Consider the following 24,218-nt stretch of genomic DNA (forward strand, 5'->3'; position numbering starts at 1 on the left):
GGAGTAACTTATGAGCCATGTCTCTTTACAGGATTTTTTGCGCACTGAGCCGGACGGAACGCTGGAAGCGATCGCCGCACAGTACAACACCACGCTTTTAGACGTAGTCAAAAACCTGCCCTCTCATACCCTGGTCAGCGGCGATAAATTCGATACCGTCTGGGACACCGTCAGCGAATGGGGCAAAGTCACAACCCTGGTGCACACCGCCGATGTCATTCTCGAATTTACCGGTGAACTGCCCTCCGGCTTCCATCGTCACGGTTATTTCAATCTGCGCGGTAAAAAAGGCATGACCGGCCATATCAAAGCGGAAAACTGCACGCACATCGCCTTAGTGGAACGCAAGTTTATGGGCATGGACACCGCGTCTATTCTGTTCCTCAACCAGGCGGGCAGCGCCATGTTTAAAGTCTTCCTCGGTCGCGACGAGCATCGTCAGCTACTGGGCGAACAGGTTGACGCCTTCCGCACCCTGGCCTCCTCTCTGAAGGAAAACGCCTGATGACGCCGTGGTTACTTTTCGGTGCCGGCGGTACGGGCGTGGGTGCCAGAACGCTTGAACTCGCGCTGACGCAACAGCGCCCGGTCGTTGCCGTGATTCGTCACCCGGAAACCGCAGCCCTTTTGCAAAGCAAAGGCGTTCAGGTATTTATTGGCGATGCCTGCGACGCAAGCGTCGTGTCCTGCGCCTGCCATGCCGCAGGGCCGGAGGCGCTTGTCATTTCATCAATGGGGGGAAACCAGGATTATCTGGCGCACAGAACCGTTATTGATGAAGCGGAAAAAGTGGGCATCAAACGCATGATTCTGGTGACGTCGCTGGGATGCGGCGACAGTTGGGCATTTTTATCCCCTCGCGCGAAAGCCGCATTCGGCCAGGCCGTGCGGGAAAAAACGCTGGCGGAAAGTTGGCTGCAAACCAGTCAACTGGATTATGCCATCCTGCGGCTTGGCGGTTTACTGAATGGCGATGCAACAGGTAAAGCGCAGCGCTACCAGGGACAGGAGTGCCACGGGTTTGTGATGCGTGCGGATGTCGCCGCCCATATTCATGAACTGGCCTGCGCGCCTGCGCTTAACAATCAGATCTACAGTCTGGTTGAGCCTGAACTAAAGCCGGTGTGATCCCCTCGCGGCGCGGACATCCGCGCCGCAATGACGTTATGGAGATTCGAGTGTTCAAGGATTCACTCTCTTCCCTCAGTGTATTGACGGGGCTTTCACTCTTGCTGATCGCACTGGTGCTGTTCGGCGCCAGCCAGGGCGCGCTGAACATCAGCTTCAGCGCGCTGTTTAACGAAGAGTACCGGGATATCTGGCTGAACATCCGTTTGCCCCGCGTTCTGTTGGCCGTGCTGGTTGGCGGCGCGCTGGCGACGGCGGGCGTGATCATGCAGGGACTTTTTCGCAACCCGATGGCCGATCCGGGGTTGCTCGGCGTCAGCAGCGGCTCTGCGTTAATGGTCGGCGTCGCGATCGTTTTCCCTCTTTCGTTGCCCGTCGTTCTGGCGCTCTATGAACAGATGATCTTTGCCGTCGCCGGCAGCGTGGTGGTCTGCGCGGTTATTTTTCTGATCAGCCTGCGCCACGCTCACGGCGGCATGATGCAACTGCTGCTGGCCGGGATTGCGATTAATGCGCTGTGCGGGGCGGCTATCGGCATACTGAGCTATGTTGGCGACGAACAGCAATTACGTCAGTTGACGCTATGGATGATGGGCAGCCTCGGCCAGGCGCAGTGGCCGACGCTACTGGTGGCCAGTTCGTTCGCGCTGCCCGCCATCGCCGCCACCGCCTGTCTTTCCGGGACGCTGAACCTGCTGCAATTAGGGGATGAAGAGGCACACTATTTGGGGATAAACGTAAAGCGTAAACGTCAGCAGCTGTTGTTGCTCAGCTCCCTGCTGGTGGGCGCTGCCGTTTCGGTAAGCGGCGTGATTGGCTTTATCGGTCTGGTGGTTCCCCATTTAATTCGCATGATCATCGGCGCAGACCATCGCTGGCTTATTCCCTGCTCTACACTTGCAGGGGCATGTTTGCTCCTGGTTGCCGACACGCTGGCACGCACGCTGGTACAGCCTGCGGAGATGCCGGTCGGCCTTCTGACCAGCCTGATTGGCGGCCCCTGGTTCCTGTGGCTCATTCTGAACAGCCGGAGGGTGGTATGATTGATGCCCAAAATCTGGTTTACAGCATTCATGGACGCCGTTTAACGGACAATGTTTCGCTGACTCTGCCTGGTGGTGAAATCGTCGCTATTTTAGGGCCGAATGGCGCCGGGAAATCCACGCTGCTGCGCCAGCTTACCGGGTATCTGAAACCCGACTCTGGTCGCTGTACACTTCTGGGCAAGCCGCTGACCGAATGGCCGCTAACGGAACTGGCGAAGACCCGCGCGGTAATGCGCCAGAACAGCCACATGGCGTTCCCGTTCAGCGTTCGGGAAGTCATTCGCATGGGCAGGCATCCTCATCGGACGCATAATCCACGCGATGAAACCGAGCACATCATGGCGTTGTGCGATTGCAGCCAGCTGGCCTCGCGTGATTACCGGCAGTTGTCGGGCGGCGAACAGCAGCGGGTACAGCTGGCGCGCCTGCTGGTTCAGCTCTGGGAACCCGAGCCCTCGCCCAAATGGCTGTTTCTGGATGAACCCACCTCCGCGCTGGATATTCACCACCAGCAGCATCTTTTCCGTCTGCTGCGCCAACTGGTGCGTGAACGACAGTTCAACGTCTGCTGCGTGCTGCACGATCTCAATCTTGCCGCACGCTATGCCGACCGGGTGGTGCTGATGGCAAACGGCCGCCTTATTGATAACGGCAGACCGCAGGAGGTGCTGAAACAACAGGCGCTGAAAACGCTTTACGGCGCGGATATCACGGTTTTAAACGATCCATCAAATCTCTCACCGCTGATCGTCCTCGATCGGTAAAACTTGCGGAGCATCGAATGCTGATGCTCCATTTTCTGTAACAATTGCCTGTTATAAGTGATCGCTTTCTCAATTCTGACTCTTTCAACTGGTCATTCTACGCGGGTAGATTTATTAATCTGCGGTAAAAATATAATATCTACGCGAGTAGAACACGAAGAGTATAAACCTGCGACTTATGTCGACAGCTAACTTCAAGGAGTTCTTATGAACACGCATTCATCCTCTGTTCCCCTGACGGACGGCCAACAGGCAGCTCAGGAACGACTGGAAACCCCCGAGGGGCGCCGCGAATTCTGGCGAGCGACATTTTCCTGCTGGTTAGGCACGACAATGGAATATGCCGATTTTGCGCTGTATGGCCTCGCCGCAGGCATTATCTTTGGCGACGTCTTTTTTCCTGAAGCCACACCAGTTATGGCGCTACTTTCCAGCTTCGCCGCCTATTCCGTCGGGTTTATAGCACGCCCCATCGGCGCGCTGTTGTTCGGCTGGATAGGCGACCGTCATGGCCGGAAGACTGTCATGGTTATCACTATCGGGTTAATGGGTATGTCGACCATGTTGATCGGTTTAATTCCCAGCTACGCCCAGATTGGCGTTTGGGCGCCGGTATGCCTGGTCATCTTACGATTTTCCCAGGGACTGGGCGCCGGGGCAGAGCTTTCAGGCGGCACCGTCATGCTCGGTGAATATGCCCCAGTTAAGCATCGCGGACTGGTTTCCTCGATTATCGCTCTGGGCTCAAATAGCGGAACATTGCTGGCTTCTTTAGTCTGGCTCATCGTACTGCAAATGGATAAAGACGCCTTGCTTAGCTGGGGATGGCGCATCCCTTTTCTTTGCAGCTTCCTCATCGCCGCCGCCGCACTGTTTATTCGCCGCCATATGCGTGAAACGCCCGTCTTTGAGCGTCAAAAAGCACTCCTGCAAGCCGAGCGAGAGAACGCGCTTCGCCAGGGTCAGGAGATGCAACAGTATGACACCCGTAGCTTCTGGCAACGCACCAGAGCGTTCTGGACCATGGTCGGATTACGCATCGGCGAAAATGGCCCCTCCTATCTGGCCCAGGGATTCATCATTGGCTATGTTGCCAAAGTGCTGATGGTTGATAAATCTGTCCCCACTGTTGCGGTATTTATCGCCTCTATTCTGGGATTTGCCATTATTCCGCTGGCGGGTTGGCTTTCTGACCGATTTGGTAGACGTATCACTTACCGTTGGTTCTGTCTGCTACTGATTCTGTACGCATTTCCGGCATTCATGCTGCTGGATTCTCGTGAACCGTGGATTGTTATCCCGACGATCATTACCGGAATGGGGCTCGCTTCACTGGGCATTTTCGGTGTTCAGGCTGCATGGGGCGTTGAGCTTTTCGGTGTGACCAACCGTTATACTAAAATGGCTTTCGCAAAAGAGCTGGGGTCCATTATGTCTGGCGGTACGGCGCCACTTGTCGCCTCGGCGCTGCTCTCATTTTACGGACACTGGTGGCCTATCGCCGTCTATTTCACCCTGATGGCCGCAATTGGGCTGGTGACGACTTTCTTCGCGCCAGAGACTCGTGGACGGGATCTCAACTTGCCCGAGGATGCAATTTGAGGCCAGAGAACGTGAGTTGCGCGTTCTTTACCAAAGATTTTTGGGTCATAACGCCTTATGCTGTCTGGAAAAAAGATCACTCTGAACTCAATCAGGTAGGTGCCTTGTGACCCAATCACATTCACAACGCGTAACACGTTCTGATGTTGCAAAAGAAGCGGGAACATCTGTCGCTGTTGTCAGTTACGTTATTAATAACGGTCCGCGCCCCGTCGCCGAAGCGACCCGACAGCGCGTATTGCAGGCCATAAAAAAAACCGGTTATCGACCTAATGGTATAGCGCGCGCCCTGGCTTCAGGCAGCACGCAAACCTATGGACTCATTGCGCCAGACATCTCTAACCCGTTTATCGCCTCAATGGCGCATGCCCTGCAACGTGAAGCATTTTCTGATGGGAAAGTGCTCCTGCTGGGCGATGCGGGCGACAACAGCGGACGTGAGCGTGAACTGATTAACAATATGCTAAACCGTCAGGTCGACGGGCTTATCTATACCAGTGTTGACCGGCATCCCTATATTGAGCTGATTCAGGAGAGCGGAACCCCCTGCGTCATGCTGGATCGCGTGGACCCTGGGTTGAATGTCAGTGTTATTCAGGTAGATGAACAACTGGCGGCCTGGCAGGTGACGAAGCATCTGATTGATCACGGTTACCGCGATATTGGCATTATTTGTGGTCCGCGTGAAATGTTGAACACCCAGGATCGTATCCGGGGATGGCAGCTAGCGCTGGAAGAGTCATCGCTAATTATCAACCCCTCCTGGATCTTTTCGACTAACTATACCCGCGCCGGAGGTTACGAGGCGACAAAACGCATGTTGCAAGGTAAACCACCGCGCGCGCTGTTCGCAACCAACGAACAGCAGGCGCTTGGCTGTTTACGCGCTCTGGCAGAACAAGGATTACGCGTTCCACAGGATGTGGCGCTGGTCTGCTTTAACGCAACACAAGAATCGGCTTACAACGTACCTTCCCTGACCGCCGTCCGACAGCCTGTCGACAAAATGGCTCGTGCGGCAATTGATATGTTGAAAAACTGGGATGGAGAAGTTCGCCGCGTTGAATTTGAGTTTTTTTTACGAGTGGGAGAGTCGTGTGGCTGCCAGGGACATGAAGTACAACCTGAAACCAGATAAAAATAAATCTATGCGCGTGATTATCGACTGCGATCCGGGTAATGGCATTCCCGGCGCCAATATCGATGACGGCCTCGCGCTGGCACTCGCCATTGCCGCGCCGCAAATCTCTCTGGAGATGATCACAACGGTGGCTGGTAATACACCGGTAGAAATCGGATATGCAGTAGCCAAAGATTTCGTTCAACAATTAGGTGTACCCGTTTCTGTCTACCGTGGCGCCGCACGCGCGCTCAGAGAAGATCCGCAGCCCTGGCGGGAAAAGCTTGATCATGGTGTAGACCAATATGGCTTACGCCAACTCTGGGCTGATGTCCCCGTTCCGCAGGCATACCAGGCCACGAAGCCTCTTGCGCCTGAGGCGATAGGTGAGCTGATATGCAACAACCCCGGTGAGATAACGCTGGTTGCAACAGGCCCACTCACCAACGTCGCCATTGCTCTACAGCTCTATCCGCAGCTCGTTCATGCGGTGAAGAATATCGTGATCATGGGCGGAGTATTCAATGTTCCTGGCTATCTGAAAGACACTAATTTTGGCCTTGATCCAGAAGCAGCTCATGCCGTACTCACCAGCGGTGCGCCGGTCACATTGGTTCCGATGGATGTCACGACAAAAACCCAAATGCTTCATACCGATTTGGATCGTCTGGCTGCGGCAGAAAACGTTCTTGGTCGCTATCTGGAGAAAACCATTCGCCCGTGGATCACCTACTCTATGCAGACCCGCAATCTGCCTGGCTGCTGGATCCACGATGTTCTGACGATCGCCTGGTTGCTTGATCCCTCGCTCGCCGCAACGACAGAAGACTTTCTGGACGTCTCGCTTGAAGGCCTTACTCGTGGTATGACCTGTCGTTATGGACGTGACACATTACGCCTGGACGTGGGAATACCCGAGCCCAAAGGCACGATGATAAAAATTCTACAGACTATCGATAACCATCAACTTCTTTCGCTGATTGAACACTACATCCATCGCTACGGCGCATAGCGATGCTGCACAGAAAAAGAAGATAGTCGCGCAGTGTGTAAGGTTATGTTTTTCTGGAGGAAAAATGAATACGTTAGCACTCATCCTCTCTGGTGAAGGAGAACCAATTTTAATTACATTATGCAAAATTTGCGTCGCTTTTTTCCTGGGAGGAATCATCGGGCTTGAAAGAGAATCAAAGGGAAAGCCTGTCGGGTTTAAAACATGTGTGATTATTTCAGTAGCCAGTTGTGCCCTGACCATTGTTTCGATTCAATCAGCGGAGTATTACGCTGAGATTTCAATGAATATCCGTAGCGATCCTATGCGCCTGGCCGCACAAATCATCAGTGGCGTGGGTTTTCTCGGTGCCGGGGTTATCCTCCATCGCCATGATGATGCGATATCCGGGCTAACAACCGCAGCCATCGTCTGGGCTTCTGCTGGCATAGGAATTACCAGCGGAGCCGGTTTTTATCTTCATGCCCTGCTTGCCACAGGGTTATTTCTGCTGGCTATAAAGCTCAGTTATTTTGTGATCTTTTTACAAACAAAAAACCAGCTCCCCGGCAAAGTAAAAATCCGCATTATTCTTGACGAAAAATCAGGGCTACAAACGCTGGTAGAAAGTATTAATCAGCAAAAAAGCATTATTGAGACCATTACTATCCGCGATGTAAAAAAGGGAAAAATAGAGGTCAACCTTAAGGTTGTGATCAGAAAAAAAATAACTCTGCCCGAACTGTACAGCAACCTTTCTACGCTCGAACACGTCTGCGCTATCGCGCTGGAACACTGAAAAACACGAGTATAAAACAAACTTCTTGACCTTCCCCTTGATGGAAGGTTTACCCTTTATCACAGTCAGTTAATCCTGTCATAAAGGAGTGTGTTATGTCTCAAACTATCGACCTGACCCTGGACGGTCTGTCCTGTGGTCACTGCGTCAAACGCGTGAAAGAAAGTCTTGAACAACGTCCTGACGTTGAACAGGCGGACGTCACGGTAACCGAAGCGCACGTTACCGGCAGCGCCAGCGCCGAAGCGCTTATTGAAACCATTAAACAAGCCGGTTACGGCGCGGAGTTAAGCCACCCAAAGGCTAAACCGCTGGCGGAGTCATCAATCCCGTCGGAAGCACTGACAGCGGTTCCCCCTGAGCTTCCGGCAGCGACGGTCGATGATGAAAGCCAACAGCTGCTGTTAAGCGGCATGAGCTGCGCCAGCTGTGTTTCCCGGGTGCAAAACGCATTGCAAAGCGTACCGGGCGTCACACAGGCACGGGTAAACCTGGCGGAACGCACTGCGCTGGTAATGGGCAGCGCGTCCGCCGCAGATTTAGTGCAGGCGGTAGAGAAAGCAGGCTACGGCGCAGAAGCGATCGAAGATGACGTTAAACGCCGCGAACGCCAGCAGGAAACCGCACTCGCTACCATGAAACGCTTCCGCTGGCAGGCGATTGTCGCGCTGCTGGTCGGCGTGCCGGTGATGGTCTGGGGGATGCTCGGCGACAACATGATGGTCACCGCCGATAACCGCAGCCTGTGGCTGGCAATCGGCCTGGCGACCCTTGCCGTGATGTTTTTTGCGGGCGGACACTTCTACCGCAGCGCATGGAAAAGCCTGATGAACGGCACCGCCACGATGGATACGCTGGTGGCGCTCGGCACCGGGGTGGCCTGGCTGTACTCGATGAGCGTCAACCTGTGGCCGCAGTGGTTCCCGATGGAAGCGCGCCATCTCTATTATGAAGCCAGTGCGATGATCATCGGTCTGATCAACCTCGGACACATGCTGGAAGCCCGCGCGCGTCAGCGCTCTTCTAAAGCGCTGGAAAAATTGCTCGACTTAACCCCGCCGACGGCGCGCGTGGTCACTGATGACGGTGAAAAAAGCGTACCTCTGGCGGATGTACAGCCGGGCATGCTGCTGCGTCTGACCACCGGCGACCGTGTGCCGGTAGACGGTGAAATCACTCAGGGCGAAGCCTGGCTGGATGAAGCGATGCTCACTGGCGAACCGATCCCGCAGCAAAAAGGCGAAGGCGACAGCGTTCACGCCGGAACCGTGGTGCAGGACGGCAGCGTGCTGTTTCGCGCAAGCGCAGTCGGCAGCCATACCACCCTGTCGCGCATTATTCGCATGGTGCGCCAGGCACAGAGCAGCAAACCGGAAATCGGCCAGCTTGCCGATAAAATCTCCTCGGTGTTCGTGCCAGTCGTGGTGGTAATTGCCCTGGTGAGCGCAGGTATCTGGTATGTCTTTGGGCCAGCGCCGCAAATTGTTTACACGCTGGTGATCGCCACCACCGTCCTGATTATCGCCTGTCCGTGTGCGCTGGGCCTGGCGACACCGATGTCGATTATCTCTGGCGTCGGACGCGCCGCTGAATTTGGCGTCCTGGTACGCGATGCCGACGCGCTGCAACGCGCCAGCACGCTGGACACCGTGATATTTGATAAAACCGGTACGCTGACGGAAGGTAAACCGCAGGTCGTCGCCATCAGGACATTTGGCGATACCGATGAGGCGAACGCCTTACGTCTGGCGGCCGCGCTGGAACAAGGCTCCAGCCACCCGCTGGCGCACGCTATCCTGGAAAAAGCCGCCGACGCCACCCTGCCTCAGGTGAATAACTTTCGGACGTTACGTGGCTTAGGCGTTAGCGGCGAAGCGGACGGGCATACGTTGCTGTTAGGCAATCAGGCGCTGCTGAATGAACAACAGGTTGTCACGACCGCAATGGACGCTGAAATTTCAGCACAGGCTTCTCAAGGGGCAACGCCCGTATTGCTGGCGATTGACGGAAAAGCCGCGGCGCTGCTGGCGATCCGCGATCCGCTGCGTAACGACAGCGTCGCAGCGCTTCAGCGCCTGCACCGTGCCGGGTATCGTCTGGTGATGTTAACCGGGGATAACCCGACCACCGCCAACGCCATTGCCAAAGAAGCCGGGATTGATGAGGTGATCGCGGGCGTGCTGCCGGACGGTAAAGCCGATGCGATTAAGCGTCTGCAAAGTCAGGGACGTCAGGTCGCAATGGTCGGCGATGGCATCAACGACGCACCGGCGCTGGCGCAGGCGGATGTCGGCATCGCGATGGGCGGCGGCAGCGACGTGGCGATTGAAACTGCGGCGATAACCCTGATGCGCCATAGCCTGATGGGCGTAGCGGACGCTCTGGCCATCTCACGGGCGACTCTGCGAAACATGAAGCAGAACCTGCTCGGCGCGTTTATCTATAACAGCATCGGCATCCCCGTTGCCGCCGGGATTCTGTGGCCGTTCACCGGCACGCTGCTTAACCCGGTTGTGGCAGGCGCGGCAATGGCGCTTTCCTCAATTACCGTGGTGAGCAACGCCAACCGGTTGTTGCGCTTTAAACCAAAAGAGTAAGGCGCCTGCGCTAACGCTTATCCGGCCTACGCAGCACTCTCATCGTAGGCCGGATAAGACGCTTTTGCGTCGCCATCCGGCATTTCACGCATTGCACCTTCCAGAGCCACACGCTAGCATGGTTTTCCACTAAGGGAGGGCGTATGGATCTGTTATACTGGGTAAAAGCGTTATGGGCTGCACTGCGCGGCAACCATTATACCTGGCCTGCCATCGACATCATGTTACCCGGCGATCGCTGTTTTCATCTTGTGGGCAGTATTCACATGGGAACGCGCGATATGGCCCCCCTTCCGGCAAAACTGCTTAAAAAGCTCAGGCAGGCGGACGCGCTGATTGTTGAAGCCGATGTTTCAGGCAACGATTCGCCTTTTACCGACCTGCCTGCCTTTGCCGACCTGGATGAGCGAATTAGCGACGAGTTACGTCAGCGCCTGCATAAAATCACCCATGAACTGGGCATTTCCCCTTCTCTCTTTTCGACCCAGCCGTTATGGCAAATCGCCATGATATTGCAGGCGACTCAGGCGCAACAACTGGGGCTGCGACCGGAATACGGTATTGATTACCAGTTGCTGAAAACGGCAAAACAGGCGCAAAAACCGATCATCGAACTGGAAGGCGCTTCCAGCCAGATCGATCTGCTGTGCCAGCTCCCTGATAACGGACTGGCGCTACTGGATGATACCCTGACGCACTGGCATACCAACGCCAGACTGCTGCAACAGATGATGAGCTGGTGGCTGAAATCGCCCCCGCAGAATAATGCTATTTCGTTGCCGAATACCTTCAGTCAGTCGCTGTATGATGTGCTGATGCATCAGCGAAATGTCGCCTGGCGGGAGCGTCTGCATGCCATGCCGCCGGGTCGGTACGTCGTGGCGGTCGGCGCGCTTCATCTTTACGGGGAAGGCAATTTGCCTGCGCTAATGCGTTAAAAAAATGGCCAATATTTCTATTGGCCCGTCAAAGAGGAATTTCATCGTTATTATTATGCCAGGACGTAGCGCCCTGGTTATGTCGATTGTCGCTCAAAGTCACCATCCTGCCAATACTATTGCGCAAGATGGTACTATTTTTTAGACCACCATCAGGCGTATGCTTTAAGGGTATTTTGTCTGGGCCAGGAATAATTGCTATGACACCCGCCGTAAAATTACTCGAAAAAAACAACATTACTTTTCAGATCCACGCCTACGATCACGATCCGTCAGAAACCAATTTTGGCGATGAAGTGGTGCGCAAATTAGGCCTGAATCCTGATCAGGTTTACAAGACGCTGCTGGTTGCCGTAAACGGCGATATGAAGCACCTGGCGGTCGCGGTAACGCCCGTTGCCGGACAGCTGGATTTGAAAAAAGTAGCGAAAGCGCTGGGGGCTAAAAAGGTCGATATGGCCGATCCGATGGTCGCCCAACGGACGACAGGTTATCTGGTCGGCGGCATCAGCCCGCTGGGGCAGAAAAAACGGCTGCCGACGCTGATTGACGCGCCGGCCCAAACGTTCGCCACCATTTATGTTTCCGGCGGCAAACGCGGGCTGGACATCGAGCTGGCGGCGGGCGATTTAGCAAAAATTCTGGATGCGAAATTCGCCGATATCGCTCGCCGGGATTAAGCGATTTTAGCATGATTGCCTGATGGCGCTACGCTTATCAGGCCTACAAACCGCATTGACCCGTACCGGCACTACGCCCTGTTACTGCCAGCTGACTTCGCCCTTCGGCTCATACGCGCTGGCATCCAGCGGTGAGTTCTTCTGCACGTATTCTTTCAGCACTTCCGCATCAATAAACCCGGTATTCACATATCCCGGTTTATTATCAATTTGCGGATACCCGTCGCCGCCCGTCGCATTGAAGCTCAGCGTCGCCATACGGTAGGTTTTCGCCGGATCAACAGGCTCGCCTTTAATTTTCAGGTCATGAAGTTTGCCGTCTTTCGCCACAAAACTGACGTTCGCAAACTGCGGATACGCCCCGGAATCCGGCTTCATCTGTGCGACGGCGGTCAGGTAATCAATCACCTCTTTACCGCTCATGTCGACATAGACCACTACGTTGCCAAACGGCTGCACCTTAAGCACGCTTTTATAGGTAATGTTGCCGCCTTCAATGGAGTCGCGAATCCCCCCGCCGCTCATCACGCCGAAATCGGCGCTGGTGCGCGCGATTTGCGCGGCCAGAATCAGATGGCCCATATTAGTCTGCACAAAGCGAACTTTGTTGCGATCCCCTTCAAGACGACCATTGACGCTGCCAATCTTCACGTCCAGCTGTGCTTTACCTTTGTTCTGGAATGGCGTCAGAAGCGAGAGCATTTGCTGATTTTCTGAAATTTCCGGGGTGTAAAGTACGCGCTCACTTTTCCCGTTATCCCAGGTGACTTTCTTCTTCAGGTTTACCGGAATGAGCTGATAGTTGACCATTTTCATCTCGCCGTTACGGAACTCAAAGTCCGCGCGGCCAACGTATTTCCCCCACTCATGCGCCTGCACAATCCAGATGCCGTTCTGCTTATCCGGCGCGCAAGGCGTACCCGGCACATAATCAACCTGCTTTTTGTTTTCGGACGCCATGCACACCGGGTCCTGTGAGTGACCACCCACAATCATCGCCAGCGAGCCTTTTGGCAGACTACGCGCCATTTCAACATCGCCCGGCGCGTTCGAACCGTGATCGCCGTTGTCATAGTGCCCCATGTGGGTAGTGGCGATAATGATGTCCGGCTTTTCATTCACTTGCAGTTCCTGAATCACCACCTTCGCCTCTTCGGCCGGTTTACGGAACTCGATATCGGTGAAGAATTCCGGGTTACCGATCTTCGCCGTGTCGTCCGTCGTCAATCCGAGGACGGCGATTTTCAGATCCTGGCGTTTAAAAATAGCCCAGGGCTTGAACAGGCGTTCTCCGGTACTCTTTTGGTAGATATTGGCGGAAAGGAAGGGGAATTTGGCCCACTTTTCCTGCTGACGCAGCACGCTGAGCGGATTATCAAACTCATGATTACCGACGGCCATCGCATCGTAGCCAATCAGGTTCATACCACGAAAGTCAGGTTCCGCGTCCTGTAAGTCGGATTCCGGTACGCCAGTGTTAATGTCGCCGCCGGAAAGCAGCAGCACGCTGCCGCCTTCAGCCGCAACCTCTTTGCGAATGCCGTCCACCAGCGTTTTTTGCGCCGATAAACCGTACTCGCCGTATTCGCTGCGCCAGAAGTGACCGTGGTGATCGTTAGTATGCAGGATGGTGATTTTATAGGTTTTATCTTTTTCATAAGCCTGAACAGGCTGGCTTGCCAGCGTAAACGCGGCAAACAATGCCAGCGCCACACCCCGTTTCAAAAATTTCATGCTTCTCTCCCTGACTTAATATCAACCGCTGAAATTACAATGATCTGAAATAATAGTCGAAAATGTTTTCAGAATTGAGACTTCCTTCAAACACCGTCCACAGGTATGTTAGTCGAGTAATAATTACAAATTCGATTATCCCCAACATCGCAAACAAAACAGAAGTGACATTCTATGGCAATGAGTGAACCAACCCAGCCGTTAGCGGGCGCCTCTGCTGCGGCGACTAAAGCACGCACCTCGTTTGGCATCTTAGGCGCGATCAGCCTGTCTCATTTGTTGAACGATATGATCCAGTCGCTAATTTTAGCGATTTACCCGCTGCTGCAATCAGAGTTTTCCCTGACCTTTATGCAGATAGGGATGATTACCCTGACCTTCCAGCTCGCCTCCTCCCTGCTCCAGCCGGTCGTCGGATACTGGACGGATAAATATCCCATGCCGTGGTCGCTCCCCATTGGGATGTGCTTTACGCTGAGCGGTCTGGTACTGCTGGCGCTGGCGGGCAGTTTTGGCGCCGTGCTGCTGGCGGCGGCGCTGGTCGGCACCGGTTCTTCGGTATTTCATCCAGAATCTTCCCGCGTGGCGCGTATGGCCTCCGGCGGGCGCCACGGGCTGGCGCAATCCATCTTCCAGGTTGGCGGCAACTTCGGCAGTTCGCTGGGGCCGCTACTGGCTGCTGTCATCATCGCGCCATATGGCAAAGGTAATGTGGCCTGGTTTGTATTGGCCGCGTTGCTGGCCATTATTGTGCTGGCGCAGATCAGCCGCTGGTATGCCGCGCAACACCGGATAAGTAAAGGAAAACCGAAGGCGACCATTGTCAATCCGCTGCCGCGCAATAAAGTGATACTTGCCGTCAGCGTGCTGTTAGTCCTGATTTTCTCCAAATACTTCTATATGGCGAGCATCAGCAGCTATTACACCTTTTATCTGATGCAAAAATTCGGATTATCGGTACAAAACGCACAGTTTCACCTGTTTGCCTTCCTGTTTGCCGTTGCGGCTGGAACGGTAATCGGCGGGCCTCTGGGTGATAAAATAGGCCGAAAATATGTTATTTGGGGCTCAATTCTGGGTGTAGCGCCGTTTACTCTCGTTTTACCCTATGCAACCCTGCACTGGACGGGGATTTTAACCGTGATAATTGGTTTTATCCTCGCATCGGCCTTTTCTGCCATCCTGGTGTATGCGCAGGAACTGCTTCCGGGGCGTATCGGTATGGTTTCTGGGCTCTTTTTCGGTTTCGCGTTCGGTATGGGAGGCCTTGGCGCTGCGGTATTAGGCCTGCTCGCCGACCACACCAGTATTGATTTGGTCTACAAAATATGTGCTTTCCTGCCACTTCTGGGGATACTGACCATATTCTTGCCTGACAACCGACATAAAGCCTGATTTTCCTGCGGCCAAAGGTAAACTTTGGTCGCACTCTCTTCCAGTCACTGTAAGCCTTTAGCTCACAGACACCCCGCCAGTTTTCCAATCCGTGCCTTTTTTATTCTAAATTCCACTTTTCATCAAATTTCAACAATTATTCATAAACATAAACATCGAAATTGTCATAAACTATTACCTGGAATTTTGGTTTCTCTGGCGCCATCGTTTGTGAGGCTGTGCGAGCGATGACGCCAGGGCGACCAAAAATGGATCAACATAACGACCAAAGGAGACGGAATGCATCACGCCACCCCGCTTATTACCACCATTGTTGGCGGCCTCGTGCTCGCTTTTATACTCGGCATGCTTGCCAATAAACTGCGTATTTCTCCTCTGGTGGGATATCTGTTAGCGGGCGTTCTTGCGGGGCCATTTACTCCGGGTTTTGTCGCGGATACCAAACTTGCGCCTGAACTGGCGGAGCTTGGCGTAATCCTGCTGATGTTCGGCGTCGGGTTGCACTTTTCATTGAAGGATCTGATGGCGGTAAAGGCCATCGCCATTCCCGGCGCGATCGCCCAGATAGCCGTGGCGACGTTGCTGGGTATGGCGCTTTCAGCGGTGTTGGGCTGGTCGCTCATGACCGGTATCGTCTTCGGGTTATGTCTTTCAACCGCCAGTACCGTGGTGCTGCTGCGCGCGCTTGAAGAGAGACAGCTTATTGACAGTCAGCGCGGGCAAATCGCCATCGGCTGGCTGATTGTGGAAGATCTGGTGATGGTTCTGACGCTGGTTCTTCTGCCCGCCGTGGCGGGAATGCTGGAAAAAGGCGATGTCGGCTTCGCGTCGCTGGCAGTTGATATGGGAATCACCATTGGTAAAGTGGTGGCGTTTATCGCCATTATGATGCTGGTTGGGCGCCGTCTGGTGCCGTGGATTATGGCGCGCAGCGCCGCTACCGGCTCCCGTGAACTGTTTACCCTTTCCGTGCTGGCGCTGGCGCTGGGCATCGCCTTTGGCGCCGTCGAGCTGTTCGATGTCTCCTTTGCGCTGGGCGCTTTCTTTGCCGGGATGGTGTTAAACGAATCAGAATTGAGCCACCGCGCCGCGCACGATACGCTGCCGCTTCGCGACGCCTTTGCGGTCCTGTTCTTTGTCTCCGTCGGGATGCTGTTTGACCCGTTAATCCTGATTCAACAGCCGATGGCGGTACTGGCTACGCTGGCCATTATTATCTTCGGTAAATCGGTTGCCGCTTTCTTCCTGGTTCGCCTGTTCGGGCACTCGCCGCGCACCGCGCTGACCATCGCCGCCAGCCTGGCGCAGATTGGTGAATTTGCCTTTATTCTGGCAGGTCTGGGCATGGCGTTGGATCTGCTGCCGCAGGCAGGGCAGAACCTGGTGCTGGCGGGCGCGATTCTGTCGATTATGCTCAACCCGGTGCTGTTTGCGCTGTTAGAGAAATACCTCGCCAAAACGGAAACGCTGGAAGAGCAGACGCTGGAAGAAGCGATCGAAGAAGAGAAGCAGATTCCGGTGGATATCTGCAACCACGCGCTGCTGGTCGGTTTTGGCCGCGTCGGTAGCCTACTGGGCGAAAAACTGATGGCGGCAGGCATTCCGCTGGTGGTCATTGAAACTTCACGTACCCGCGTGGATGAGCTGCGTGAGCGCGGTATTCGCGCCGTACTGGGGAATGCCGCTAACGAAGAGATCATGAACCTGGCGCACCTGGACTGCGCTCGCTGGCTGCTGCTGACCATTCCGAACGGCTACGAAGCCGGTGAAATCGTGGCCTCCGCCCGCGAGAAATGCCCGCACATTGAGATTATCGCACGCGCGCATTATGACGATGAGGTGGAATACATCACCGAGCGCGGAGCGAATCAGGTGGTAATGGGCGAGCGTGAAATTGCCCGCACCATGCTGGAGCTACTGGAAACCCCGCCCGCAGGCGAAGTGGTGACGGGTTAAACGGTGTGATGCCGGATGGCGGTGTAATCACCTTATCCGGCCTACGATTTTCTTGTAGGCCCGATAAGCGCAGCGCCATCGGGCAATAACTCAGCGATCCCAGTAAGACTCTTCGAGGCTGTCTTCCCGTTCCGGCAGACCGCGCGTCAACCGCGGGGAATGCTGGTTCAATACCTGATAACTCACACGGTTCGCATACTTACACACCTGCGCCAAAGACGAATAGGTCAGCCAGGTGAATTTATGCTTGCTGGAGTTAGGCACATTGGTGCGGTGATAATTATTGGCGGTAATATCATGTAACAGCGCCGCCAGCGCGCCGTCTCCCGCGCCATTGGTGTTCATGATTTTTTCCGGCCCGCCCATGTACGGGGCGATGTGCGAGTAGACCCGCAGCGGATGGAGACAATCTTTATGCCGCATCGCACGGCTGAACTCATACTGATTAAACTCGGCAATCGCCCCCGGCAGCAGCGGGTGCTGGGTTTTGCGTTTCGCTTCATCTTCGGTAAAGCCCGCCATATACAACCCAATCGGCCCGGCGGTACACAGCACCAAATCCACCCAGTCCAGCGCCTTATCAGACGCCAGCAGCGGATCGTTCTCGCCGGTTAACGCTTCCGCCTCTTCTTCATTCATCGCCAGAATGGAGACATGCTCTTTGAGGAACGCCTGCCACCACTGCGGATTATCGGCGATAACAAACTTCGTCCCCAGGGTCAGCACCACCGGCACATTATGCTTTTTCGCGTACTCAATGGCTTTCATGGTCGCTTCCGGCATCGGCTCGCCCGGTTTACAGCGCACCAGATAGGAGGTCAGCACCAGCGCAGATGCGCCCGCAATCACCGATTCCGGGATGCTCTCCGCCCGAAGCTGGTTCATGTGGCCGGGACTGATGGCGAAGGTACGCTCGCCGGATTCGCCAATCAGCGTAAAGCAGCGGCCAATGGGACCATCAACCCCTTGCAGGTGGTTGAGGTCGGTACGGCTCGATGTGTTACATAAATAGCGATAGGCGTAGCTGCCAATCTCAATGTTGCTGCACATCACGCCCAGCAGAACGGAGCGATCGTCCGCCAGCACCGAGTAGTTGTGCATGGTGTTACCAATGGTGCCACCGGCAAACTGGTGGGTGATCAGGTTTTCACGCACCAGCTCCTGATACAACGCTTCTGCGACATCATCCTCAATCACCAGAGAATGCCCGGCGCTCAATCCATAACGTTTCACAAAGTCATCATCGACTTTCGCTTCAATATCCACCAGCGTCTGATCGATACCAACCACCCATGACGCGCTGGTTTCATTTTCAGCCTGAATTTGTTGCAACAGCGGGTCACGGGAATTAACGGGGAAATAGTGTTTGGATTTACGTTTACCGGGAAATTTCATGATTGTGTTTACAGGTGGATAACTGAGCGGTGCATGGTAGCACATTCCCCCCTGCCCGCGCGACGAGGCGCGGAGTTTCAATATCGGACGGTGAGATCGCAGTTTATTGGCGATCGCTTTCTACAATGGAGGCATTTCACAAGGAGCGCGTTATGAAGCCGGAAAACAAAATTCCCGTTCTCGATCTTATTTCTGCGCAGATGAGGGCCGTCATCAACGTTCATCAGGCGGAGCTGCCGCCGTGGCCTGCGGATGACATTGCGGCGCAGCGCCAGCACTACACCCGCGAACGCCAGTTCTGGAACGCCGGAGCGCCGCAGATGGCAACGCGGACAGCGGCGGTTCCCACATCCTACGGCGAGGTCGCCACGCGTCTGTATTATCCACAGCACAACAGCAGAGCAACGCTGTTTTATCTGCACGGCGGCGGATTTATTCTCGGCAATCTGGATACCCACGACCGCATTATGCGGCTGCTGGCGAGCTATACGCAGTGTACAGTCGTCGGCATCGACTATACGCTCTCTCCCGAAGCGCGTTTCCCACAGGCGATTGAGGAGACCGTCGCGGCATGTCGGTTCTTTCATCAACGTGCCGATGAATACGCATTGAACATGGCGCAAATCGGTTTTGCCGGGGATTCCGCAGGCGCTATGCTGGCGCTCGCCAGCACGCTGTGGCTGCGCGATAAGCAGATTGTATGCGGGAACGTGGTCGCCACGCTGCTGTGGTATGGTCTCTACGGGTTACAGGATTCGCCCAGCCGCCGTTTATTTGGCGGAGAATGGGACGGCTTAACCCGTCAGGATCTGGAGAGGTATGAAAACGCCTATCTGCGTGACGAGCAGGATCGCGAATCCCCCTGGTATTGCCTGTTCAATAACGATCTGACCCGCAATGTGCCGCCCTGCTTTATTGCCGGTGCGGAGTTCGATCCGTTACTTGATGACAGCCGTCTGCTGCACCAGACGCTCCAGGCGCATAATCAGCCCAGTGAGTACCGGATGTACCCCGGCACACTGCACGCCTTCCTGCATTATTCACGCATGATGAAAACCGCTGACGATGCGCTACAGGATGGCGCGCATTTCTTTATGGCGCAGTTAAAATAGCCTCAGAGGTACGGCGCGGTCAGCTTCAGCATCATATCGATGTGTTCCGGCGCGGCATTGAGCGCCGGAATGTATTCGTATTTTTTACCGCCCGCCTCAAGGAAGATTTCCCGGTTTTGCAACGCGATCTCCTCCAGCGTTTCCAGACAATCCGCCGCAAAACCAGGACACATCACCTGAATATGCCCGATGCCTTTTTCGCCCAGCATTTTCAGCGTTTCGTCAGTATACGGCGTCAGCCACGGCTCGCGGCCAAAGCGAGACTGGAAGGTCATCATCACTTTTTCTGGCGCCAGACCAAGCGCGGAGACCAGTTCACGGGTAGTATCGCGACAGCGTTGCGGGTAGTCGTCGCCTTCGTCAGCGTAACGCTGCGGGATGCCGTGATACGAGAGCAGCAGCAAGTCCGGCTCGCCATGTTGAGCAAACGAGGCACGGGCGCTATTTGCCAGGGCGGTGATATAGCTATTGTCATCAGCGTAGTCACGAATAAACGAGACGCCTGGAATACTGCGTTTACGCGCCAGAATACGCGCCAGTTCGTCCCAGACGGCCGCCACCGTCGAACAGGAGTATTGTGGGTAGAGCGGCAGCACCACGATGTGATCGACGTGGTTCGCCAGCAGTTCATCGACCGCGCTTTCCAGCGACGGCGAACCGTAGCTCATCCCCAGCGCAACGGGCGTATCCGGGAGACGCTCTGCCAGCGCCTGCTGTTGCTCCCGGCTGTAAACCAGCAACGGCGATCCGCCTTCCTGCCAGATAGACTGGTACAGTTTTGCGACACGCGGCGCGCGCAGCGGCAAAATTACACCACGCAAAAGCGGCCACCACAGCAGGCGGGAAGTATCCACCACGCGCTCATCGCTTAAAAATTGCTTCAGATAGCGTTTAACCGCTTCAGGAGTTGGGGCATCGGGAGTGCCGAGGTTAGCCAGCAGGATACCGGTTTTCGTCTGACGCATTACCGCCTCTTATTGATTCAAATTGTTGATAATTGTAGCGGAAAAGCGAGGAAGAAGAACTAATTGCTGTGAGAGGTAAGATGAGAATTTGCCTGATGGCGCTGCGCTTATCAGGCCTACAAGAAAATCGTAGGCCGTAGGCCCGATAAGCGTAGCGCCATCGGGCAATTTACGGATTAACCGAGGATTTTTTCAAGGTCGGCACGCACATCGGCAACGGCCTGAGTACCGTCCACTTTCGCATATTTAGTGTTACCCGCTTCCGCTTCTTTCTGGTAGTAACCAATCAGCGGCGCAGTCATCTGATGGTATTCCACCAGACGCTTACGAACGGTCTCTTCCTGATCGTCTTTACGGGTGGTCAGCTCTTCGCCGGTCACATCGTCCTTGCCTTCCACTTTCGGCGGATTGAATTTGATGTGATAAACACGGCCAGACGCCGCGTGCACGCGACGGCCCACGATACGGTCAACGATCAGCTCGTCCGGTACGTCGAATTCGAGAACATAGTCAACCGCAATGCCCGCTTCTTTCATGGCGTCGGCCTGCGGAATTGTACGCGGGAAGCCGTCCAGCAGGAAACCGTTGCGGCAATCGTCCTGCGCGATACGCTCTTTTACCAGCGCAATCACCAGCTCATCGGTCACCAGCTTGCCGGCGTCCATGATGTCTTTCGCTTGTTTACCCAGCTCGGAGCCAGATTTCACGGCGGCACGCAGCATGTCGCCAGTGGAGATTTGCACAATACCATATTTCTCCATGATGAACTGAGCCTGAGTTCCTTTACCCGCGCCCGGAGCGCCAAGCAGAATGATACGCATTACGAAAATCCCCTTAAAGGTTGTCGATATTTTTTAAAAAAGCGCTAAACGATACCACCATCACGCAATTCGCTCAAGGAAGGCGCCCTGCGCTGAAACGGTTAACGGAGGGAAAATGAAGAAAAAGAGAGGATAAAATAAAAAATGCCCGATGGCGCTGCGCTTATCGGGCCTACATAAGCAACCTGCTCGTAGGCCGGATAAGCATTAGCGCCATCCGGCATGATGCGGTGCCGATTAAGACACCAGCAACTGGTTCATACGACGGATAAACTGGTTCGGATCTTCCAGCGTACCGCGTTCGGCAAACAGCGCCTGATCCAACAGCAGCTCTACCCACTCGTTAAACTGCGCTTCGTCCTGGGTATCCGCCGTGCGTTTCACCAGTACGTGATCCGGGTTGAGTTCAAAGATGTATTTCACTTCCGGCACAGCCTGACCAGCAGCGGCAAACAGCTTCGCCATCTGGGTACTCATCTCGTCAGCGTCGGTGGTGACAATGGCCGGAGTATCGGTCAGACGATGCGTCAGACGCACCTCTTTCACACGATCGCCCAGCAGGGTTTTCACGCGCTCAACGAACGGCGTCAGCGCTTTTTCCGCTTCTTTTGCGCTTTCATCGACTTCATCCGCCAGTTTTTCCAGCGATTCGTCAACTTTAGATACGGACTGGAACGCCTTACCGTCGAACTCGGTCAGGTAATTCATCATCCACTCATCAATGCGATCGGAAAGCAGCAGCACTTCGATGCCTTTCTTACGCAGCAGCTCCAGGTGCGGGCTGCTCTTCGCCGCCGCGTAGCTGTCTGCCGTGATGTAGTAGATCTTCTCCTGCCCTTCTTTCATGCGGGAGATATAATCTTCCAGAGAGACGGTTTGTGCGGAAGAGTCCGTATGCGTTGAAGCAAAGCGCATCAGTTTCGCGATGGCTTCCTGGTTGGCATGATCTTCCGCCGGGCCTTCTTTCAGCACCAGACCAAACTGTTTCCAGAAGGTCTGGTATTTTTCCGCATCGTCTTTCGCCAGTTTTTCCAGCATTTGCAGAACACGTTTGGTCAACGCGCTGCGCAGGTTGCGGGTAACGGTGCTGTCCTGAAGAATTTCGCGGGAAACGTTCAGCGGCAGATCGTTGGAATCAATCAGACCACGCACGAAGCGCAGATAGTTCGGCATAAACTGCTCGGCGTCGTCCATGATAAAGACGCGCTGTACGTACAGTTTCAGCCCATGTTTGTGATCGCGGTTCCACATATCCCACGGCGCCTGAGACGGGATGTACAGCAGGCTGGTGTACTCCTGCTTACCTTCCACGCGGTTGTGGCTCCAGGTCAGCGGGTCGGTGAAGTCGTGAGCAATGTGCTTGTAGAACTCGTTATACTCGTCGTCTTTGATTTCTGACTTGTTACGCGTCCACAGCGCCTGCGCCTTGTTGATTTTCTCCCAGGAGACGATCGTTTCACCGTCTTTTTCTTCCTGTTTTTCAATCTCTACCGGCAATGCGATATGGTCGGAATATTTGCTGATGATGGAGCGTACGCGCCAGTCATCAAGGAACTCATCTTCGCCTTCACGCAGGTGCAGGGTGATTTCCGTACCGCGATCGTCTTTAGTGATATCCGCAACGGTGTACTCACCTTCACCCGCTGATTCCCAGAACACGCCGTTTTCCGGCTTATCGCCCGCCGCGCGGGTACGCACGGTCACTTTATCCGCGACGATAAACGCAGAGTAGAAGCCGACCCCAAACTGGCCGATCAACTGGCTGTCTTTCGCCTGATCGGAACCCATGGATTCAAGGAAAGATTTAGTGCCGGATTTCGCAATGGTCCCCAGATGATCGATAACGTCATCACGGTTCATCCCCACGCCATTATCGGCGATGGTCAGCGTACGCTTATCTTTATCGAAGGAGACACGCACGCGCAGCTCGCCGTCGCCTTCATACAGATCCGGGTTCGACAGCGCGCGAAAACGCAGCTTGTCCGCCGCATCTGAGGCGTTAGAGATAAGCTCACGCAGGAAAATTTCTTTATTGGAGTACAGAGAATGGATCATCAGGTGCAGAAGCTGTTTTACTTCTGACTGAAAACCACGAGTTTCTTGTCCTTTCATTGGATAAATACCTCAACAATGCCATTTACAAGGTCAAAATGCGTTGAGGGAGAGATGGGGACGGGAAATGAGTTTTCAAGCGGGAGAACGCGAATGTTCTCCCGATTGATTAAAAACGAATCTTATGACGCCCGGCAAGCGAGTGGGACAGCGTGGTGCCGTCGACCATTTCCAGTTCGCCGCCCACCGGTACGCCGTGGGCGATACGGCTGGCTTCAACGCCATATTGCGCGCAAAGTTCGGCAATATAGTTCGCGGTAGCCTCCCCTTCGACCGTCGGGTTGGTCGCGAGGATCACTTCGCTGAGCTGTTCTGACGCCAGACGCTGCTCCAGACGATCGAGACCGATATCGTCCGGCCCGATGCCGTCGAGCGGCGACAGATGCCCCATCAGCACGAAGTAGCGGCCAGAGAATTGCCCGGTCTGCTCAATGGCGTAGATGTCCGCCGGACTCTCCACCACGCAGATTTGACCGTTTTCCTGACGACGCGGATTCGAACAGATATTGCACACGTCCTGCTCAGTGAAGGTGCGGCAATCGGCACAGTGGCCGATTTCCGACATCGCCCGGGTGAGCGCTTGCGCCAGACGCATCCCGCCGCTGCGGTCACGCTGAAGCAGCGTAAACGCCATGCGCTGCGCTGACTTCGGGCCAACGCCCGGCAGACAGCGCAGTGCTTCCATAAGCTGAGTTAACAGCGGGCTGGTTTGCATCAGAACGGCATCTTAAAGCCAGGCGGCAGTTGCATACCGGAGGAGACAGACGCCATCTTCTCTTTCTGGGTCTCTTCAATGCGACGCGCCGCATCGTTGAACGCCGCAGCGACCAGATCTTCCAGCATCTCTTTATCGTCTTCCAGCAGGCTTGGGTCGATTTCCACGCGACGGCAGTTGTGCGCACCGTTAATGGTCACTTTCACCAGACCTGCGCCAGACTCGCCGGTGACTTCCAGTTTGGCGATTTCTTCCTGCATCTGCTGCATTTTTTCTTGCATCTGCTGGGCTTGCTTCATCAGGTTGCCCAGACCGCCTTTTCCAAACATAAGCTCTCTCTCTTGATGG

21 protein-coding genes are annotated in these 24,218 nt (G+C 54.8%); 14 read left to right on the forward strand and 7 right to left on the reverse strand.

The features are described 5' to 3' along the window. The first annotated feature begins 10 nt into the window (after positions 1-10). The 11 genes from hutX to ybaK all read left to right on the forward strand — a co-directional run bounded on the left by hutX (position 11) and on the right by ybaK (position 11,665). Positions 11-505 carry a heme utilization cystosolic carrier protein HutX gene (hutX, locus tag OGW17_RS15660; RefSeq protein ID WP_012133483.1) on the forward strand — a complete coding sequence of 165 codons (495 nt, stop codon included), beginning with the start codon at positions 11-13 and terminating at the stop codon, positions 503-505. Beyond that, on the forward strand, positions 505-1,128 hold the full coding sequence (gene chuY / locus OGW17_RS15665; protein WP_071259868.1) for an anaerobilin reductase: 624 nt from the start codon (positions 505-507) through the stop codon (positions 1,126-1,128). The genes hutX and chuY overlap by 1 nt, the downstream gene beginning before the upstream one ends. Before the next feature lie 50 nt (positions 1,129-1,178). Then, positions 1,179-2,171, forward strand: coding sequence for a FecCD family ABC transporter permease (locus OGW17_RS15670; protein ID WP_071259870.1), 993 nt, complete (start codon positions 1,179-1,181; stop codon positions 2,169-2,171). Next, complete coding sequence (locus OGW17_RS15675; protein ID WP_012133486.1) at positions 2,168-2,938, forward strand: heme ABC transporter ATP-binding protein; 771 nt, start codon at positions 2,168-2,170, stop codon at positions 2,936-2,938. Before OGW17_RS15670 ends, OGW17_RS15675 begins: the two co-directional genes overlap by 4 nt. Positions 2,939-3,145: 207 nt before the next feature. Next, on the forward strand, positions 3,146-4,540 hold the full coding sequence (locus tag OGW17_RS15680) for an MFS transporter (protein ID WP_024130581.1): 1,395 nt from the start codon (positions 3,146-3,148) through the stop codon (positions 4,538-4,540). Positions 4,541-4,646: 106 nt separating this feature from the next. Beyond that, positions 4,647-5,678 (forward strand): LacI family DNA-binding transcriptional regulator, encoded by a 1,032-nt coding sequence (locus OGW17_RS15685; protein ID WP_071259872.1) that lies wholly within the window; start codon positions 4,647-4,649, stop codon positions 5,676-5,678. A gap of 10 nt (positions 5,679-5,688) precedes the next feature. After that, positions 5,689-6,672, forward strand: a complete 984-nt coding sequence (locus OGW17_RS15690) for a nucleoside hydrolase (RefSeq protein WP_111925761.1) — start codon at positions 5,689-5,691, stop codon at positions 6,670-6,672. Positions 6,673-6,736: 64 nt separating this feature from the next. Beyond that, positions 6,737-7,450, forward strand: a complete 714-nt coding sequence (locus OGW17_RS15695) for an MgtC/SapB family protein (RefSeq protein WP_047458375.1) — start codon at positions 6,737-6,739, stop codon at positions 7,448-7,450. A 95-nt stretch (positions 7,451-7,545) separates the two neighbouring features. After that, complete coding sequence (copA, locus tag OGW17_RS15700) at positions 7,546-10,047, forward strand: copper-exporting P-type ATPase CopA (protein ID WP_071259874.1); 2,502 nt, start codon at positions 7,546-7,548, stop codon at positions 10,045-10,047. A 143-nt stretch (positions 10,048-10,190) separates the two neighbouring features. Then, positions 10,191-10,985 carry a TraB/GumN family protein gene (locus OGW17_RS15705; protein WP_071259876.1) on the forward strand — a complete coding sequence of 265 codons (795 nt, stop codon included), beginning with the start codon at positions 10,191-10,193 and terminating at the stop codon, positions 10,983-10,985. A 200-nt stretch (positions 10,986-11,185) separates the two neighbouring features. Next, complete coding sequence (gene ybaK, locus OGW17_RS15710; protein WP_012133493.1) at positions 11,186-11,665, forward strand: Cys-tRNA(Pro)/Cys-tRNA(Cys) deacylase YbaK; 480 nt, start codon at positions 11,186-11,188, stop codon at positions 11,663-11,665. An 81-nt stretch (positions 11,666-11,746) separates the two neighbouring features. Here the strand turns inward: ybaK and ushA are convergent, their stop codons facing one another. Continuing rightward, positions 11,747-13,399, reverse strand: coding sequence for a bifunctional UDP-sugar hydrolase/5'-nucleotidase UshA (gene ushA / locus OGW17_RS15715; protein WP_049008802.1), 1,653 nt, complete (start codon positions 13,397-13,399; stop codon positions 11,747-11,749). Positions 13,400-13,573: 174 nt separating this feature from the next. Between ushA and fsr the strand changes: the two genes are divergently transcribed. Both fsr and ybaL read left to right on the forward strand, forming a co-directional pair. Beyond that, positions 13,574-14,794, forward strand: coding sequence for a fosmidomycin MFS transporter (fsr, locus tag OGW17_RS15720; protein ID WP_012133495.1), 1,221 nt, complete (start codon positions 13,574-13,576; stop codon positions 14,792-14,794). Positions 14,795-15,073: 279 nt separating this feature from the next. Continuing rightward, positions 15,074-16,750 carry a YbaL family putative K(+) efflux transporter gene (ybaL, locus tag OGW17_RS15725; protein WP_012133496.1) on the forward strand — a complete coding sequence of 559 codons (1,677 nt, stop codon included), beginning with the start codon at positions 15,074-15,076 and terminating at the stop codon, positions 16,748-16,750. Positions 16,751-16,840: 90 nt separating this feature from the next. Here ybaL and gsk read toward each other — a convergent pair whose 3' ends face one another. Beyond that, a complete protein-coding gene (gene gsk / locus OGW17_RS15730; RefSeq protein ID WP_071260127.1) occupies positions 16,841-18,145 on the reverse strand; it encodes an inosine/guanosine kinase in 1,305 nt (434 codons plus the stop codon). Positions 18,146-18,297: 152 nt separating this feature from the next. Between gsk and aes the strand changes: the two genes are divergently transcribed. Further along, on the forward strand, positions 18,298-19,257 hold the full coding sequence (aes, locus tag OGW17_RS15735) for an acetyl esterase (protein WP_071259878.1): 960 nt from the start codon (positions 18,298-18,300) through the stop codon (positions 19,255-19,257). A gap of 2 nt (positions 19,258-19,259) precedes the next feature. Here aes and hemH read toward each other — a convergent pair whose 3' ends face one another. From hemH to OGW17_RS15760, 5 genes are all read right to left on the reverse strand, one after another. Continuing rightward, positions 19,260-20,222, reverse strand: coding sequence for a ferrochelatase (gene hemH, locus OGW17_RS15740; protein ID WP_048902402.1), 963 nt, complete (start codon positions 20,220-20,222; stop codon positions 19,260-19,262). Positions 20,223-20,398: 176 nt separating this feature from the next. Then, complete coding sequence (adk, locus tag OGW17_RS15745; RefSeq protein ID WP_012133500.1) at positions 20,399-21,043, reverse strand: adenylate kinase; 645 nt, start codon at positions 21,041-21,043, stop codon at positions 20,399-20,401. A gap of 237 nt (positions 21,044-21,280) precedes the next feature. Further along, positions 21,281-23,155, reverse strand: coding sequence for a molecular chaperone HtpG (htpG, locus tag OGW17_RS15750; protein WP_012133501.1), 1,875 nt, complete (start codon positions 23,153-23,155; stop codon positions 21,281-21,283). A gap of 109 nt (positions 23,156-23,264) precedes the next feature. Then, positions 23,265-23,870: a recombination mediator RecR gene (gene recR / locus OGW17_RS15755; protein WP_012133502.1), complete on the reverse strand. Its 606-nt coding sequence runs from the start codon at positions 23,868-23,870 to the stop codon at positions 23,265-23,267. Next, positions 23,870-24,199 (reverse strand): YbaB/EbfC family nucleoid-associated protein, encoded by a 330-nt coding sequence (locus OGW17_RS15760; protein ID WP_001515903.1) that lies wholly within the window; start codon positions 24,197-24,199, stop codon positions 23,870-23,872. The genes recR and OGW17_RS15760 overlap by 1 nt, the downstream gene beginning before the upstream one ends. Positions 24,200-24,218 lie beyond the last annotated feature (19 nt).

It is taken from the genome of Citrobacter sp. CK181 (assembly GCF_030333595.1).
GTDB classification, from domain to species: domain Bacteria; phylum Pseudomonadota; class Gammaproteobacteria; order Enterobacterales; family Enterobacteriaceae; genus Citrobacter_B; species Citrobacter_B koseri.

Excerpts from the sequence above, each read along its gene's own strand:
- hutX (WP_012133483.1), top strand. The coding sequence starts at position 11 with ATGAGCCATGTCTCTTTACAGGATTTTTTGCGCACTGAGCCGGACGGA.
- chuY (WP_071259868.1), top strand. The coding sequence starts at position 505 with ATGACGCCGTGGTTACTTTTCGGTGCCGGCGGTACGGGCGTGGGTGCC.
- OGW17_RS15675 (WP_012133486.1), top strand. The coding sequence starts at position 2,168 with ATGATTGATGCCCAAAATCTGGTTTACAGCATTCATGGACGCCGTTTA.
- OGW17_RS15680 (WP_024130581.1), top strand. The coding sequence starts at position 3,146 with ATGAACACGCATTCATCCTCTGTTCCCCTGACGGACGGCCAACAGGCA.
- OGW17_RS15690 (WP_111925761.1), top strand. The coding sequence starts at position 5,689 with ATGCGCGTGATTATCGACTGCGATCCGGGTAATGGCATTCCCGGCGCC.
- OGW17_RS15695 (WP_047458375.1), top strand. The coding sequence starts at position 6,737 with ATGAATACGTTAGCACTCATCCTCTCTGGTGAAGGAGAACCAATTTTA.
- copA (WP_071259874.1), top strand. The coding sequence starts at position 7,546 with ATGTCTCAAACTATCGACCTGACCCTGGACGGTCTGTCCTGTGGTCAC.
- OGW17_RS15705 (WP_071259876.1), top strand. The coding sequence starts at position 10,191 with ATGGATCTGTTATACTGGGTAAAAGCGTTATGGGCTGCACTGCGCGGC.
- ybaK (WP_012133493.1), top strand. The coding sequence starts at position 11,186 with ATGACACCCGCCGTAAAATTACTCGAAAAAAACAACATTACTTTTCAG.
- ushA (WP_049008802.1), bottom strand. The coding sequence starts at position 13,399 with ATGAAATTTTTGAAACGGGGTGTGGCGCTGGCATTGTTTGCCGCGTTT.
- fsr (WP_012133495.1), top strand. The coding sequence starts at position 13,574 with ATGGCAATGAGTGAACCAACCCAGCCGTTAGCGGGCGCCTCTGCTGCG.
- ybaL (WP_012133496.1), top strand. The coding sequence starts at position 15,074 with ATGCATCACGCCACCCCGCTTATTACCACCATTGTTGGCGGCCTCGTG.
- gsk (WP_071260127.1), bottom strand. The coding sequence starts at position 18,145 with ATGAAATTTCCCGGTAAACGTAAATCCAAACACTATTTCCCCGTTAAT.
- aes (WP_071259878.1), top strand. The coding sequence starts at position 18,298 with ATGAAGCCGGAAAACAAAATTCCCGTTCTCGATCTTATTTCTGCGCAG.
- hemH (WP_048902402.1), bottom strand. The coding sequence starts at position 20,222 with ATGCGTCAGACGAAAACCGGTATCCTGCTGGCTAACCTCGGCACTCCC.
- adk (WP_012133500.1), bottom strand. The coding sequence starts at position 21,043 with ATGCGTATCATTCTGCTTGGCGCTCCGGGCGCGGGTAAAGGAACTCAG.
- htpG (WP_012133501.1), bottom strand. The coding sequence starts at position 23,155 with ATGAAAGGACAAGAAACTCGTGGTTTTCAGTCAGAAGTAAAACAGCTT.
- recR (WP_012133502.1), bottom strand. The coding sequence starts at position 23,870 with ATGCAAACCAGCCCGCTGTTAACTCAGCTTATGGAAGCACTGCGCTGT.
- OGW17_RS15760 (WP_001515903.1), bottom strand. The coding sequence starts at position 24,199 with ATGTTTGGAAAAGGCGGTCTGGGCAACCTGATGAAGCAAGCCCAGCAG.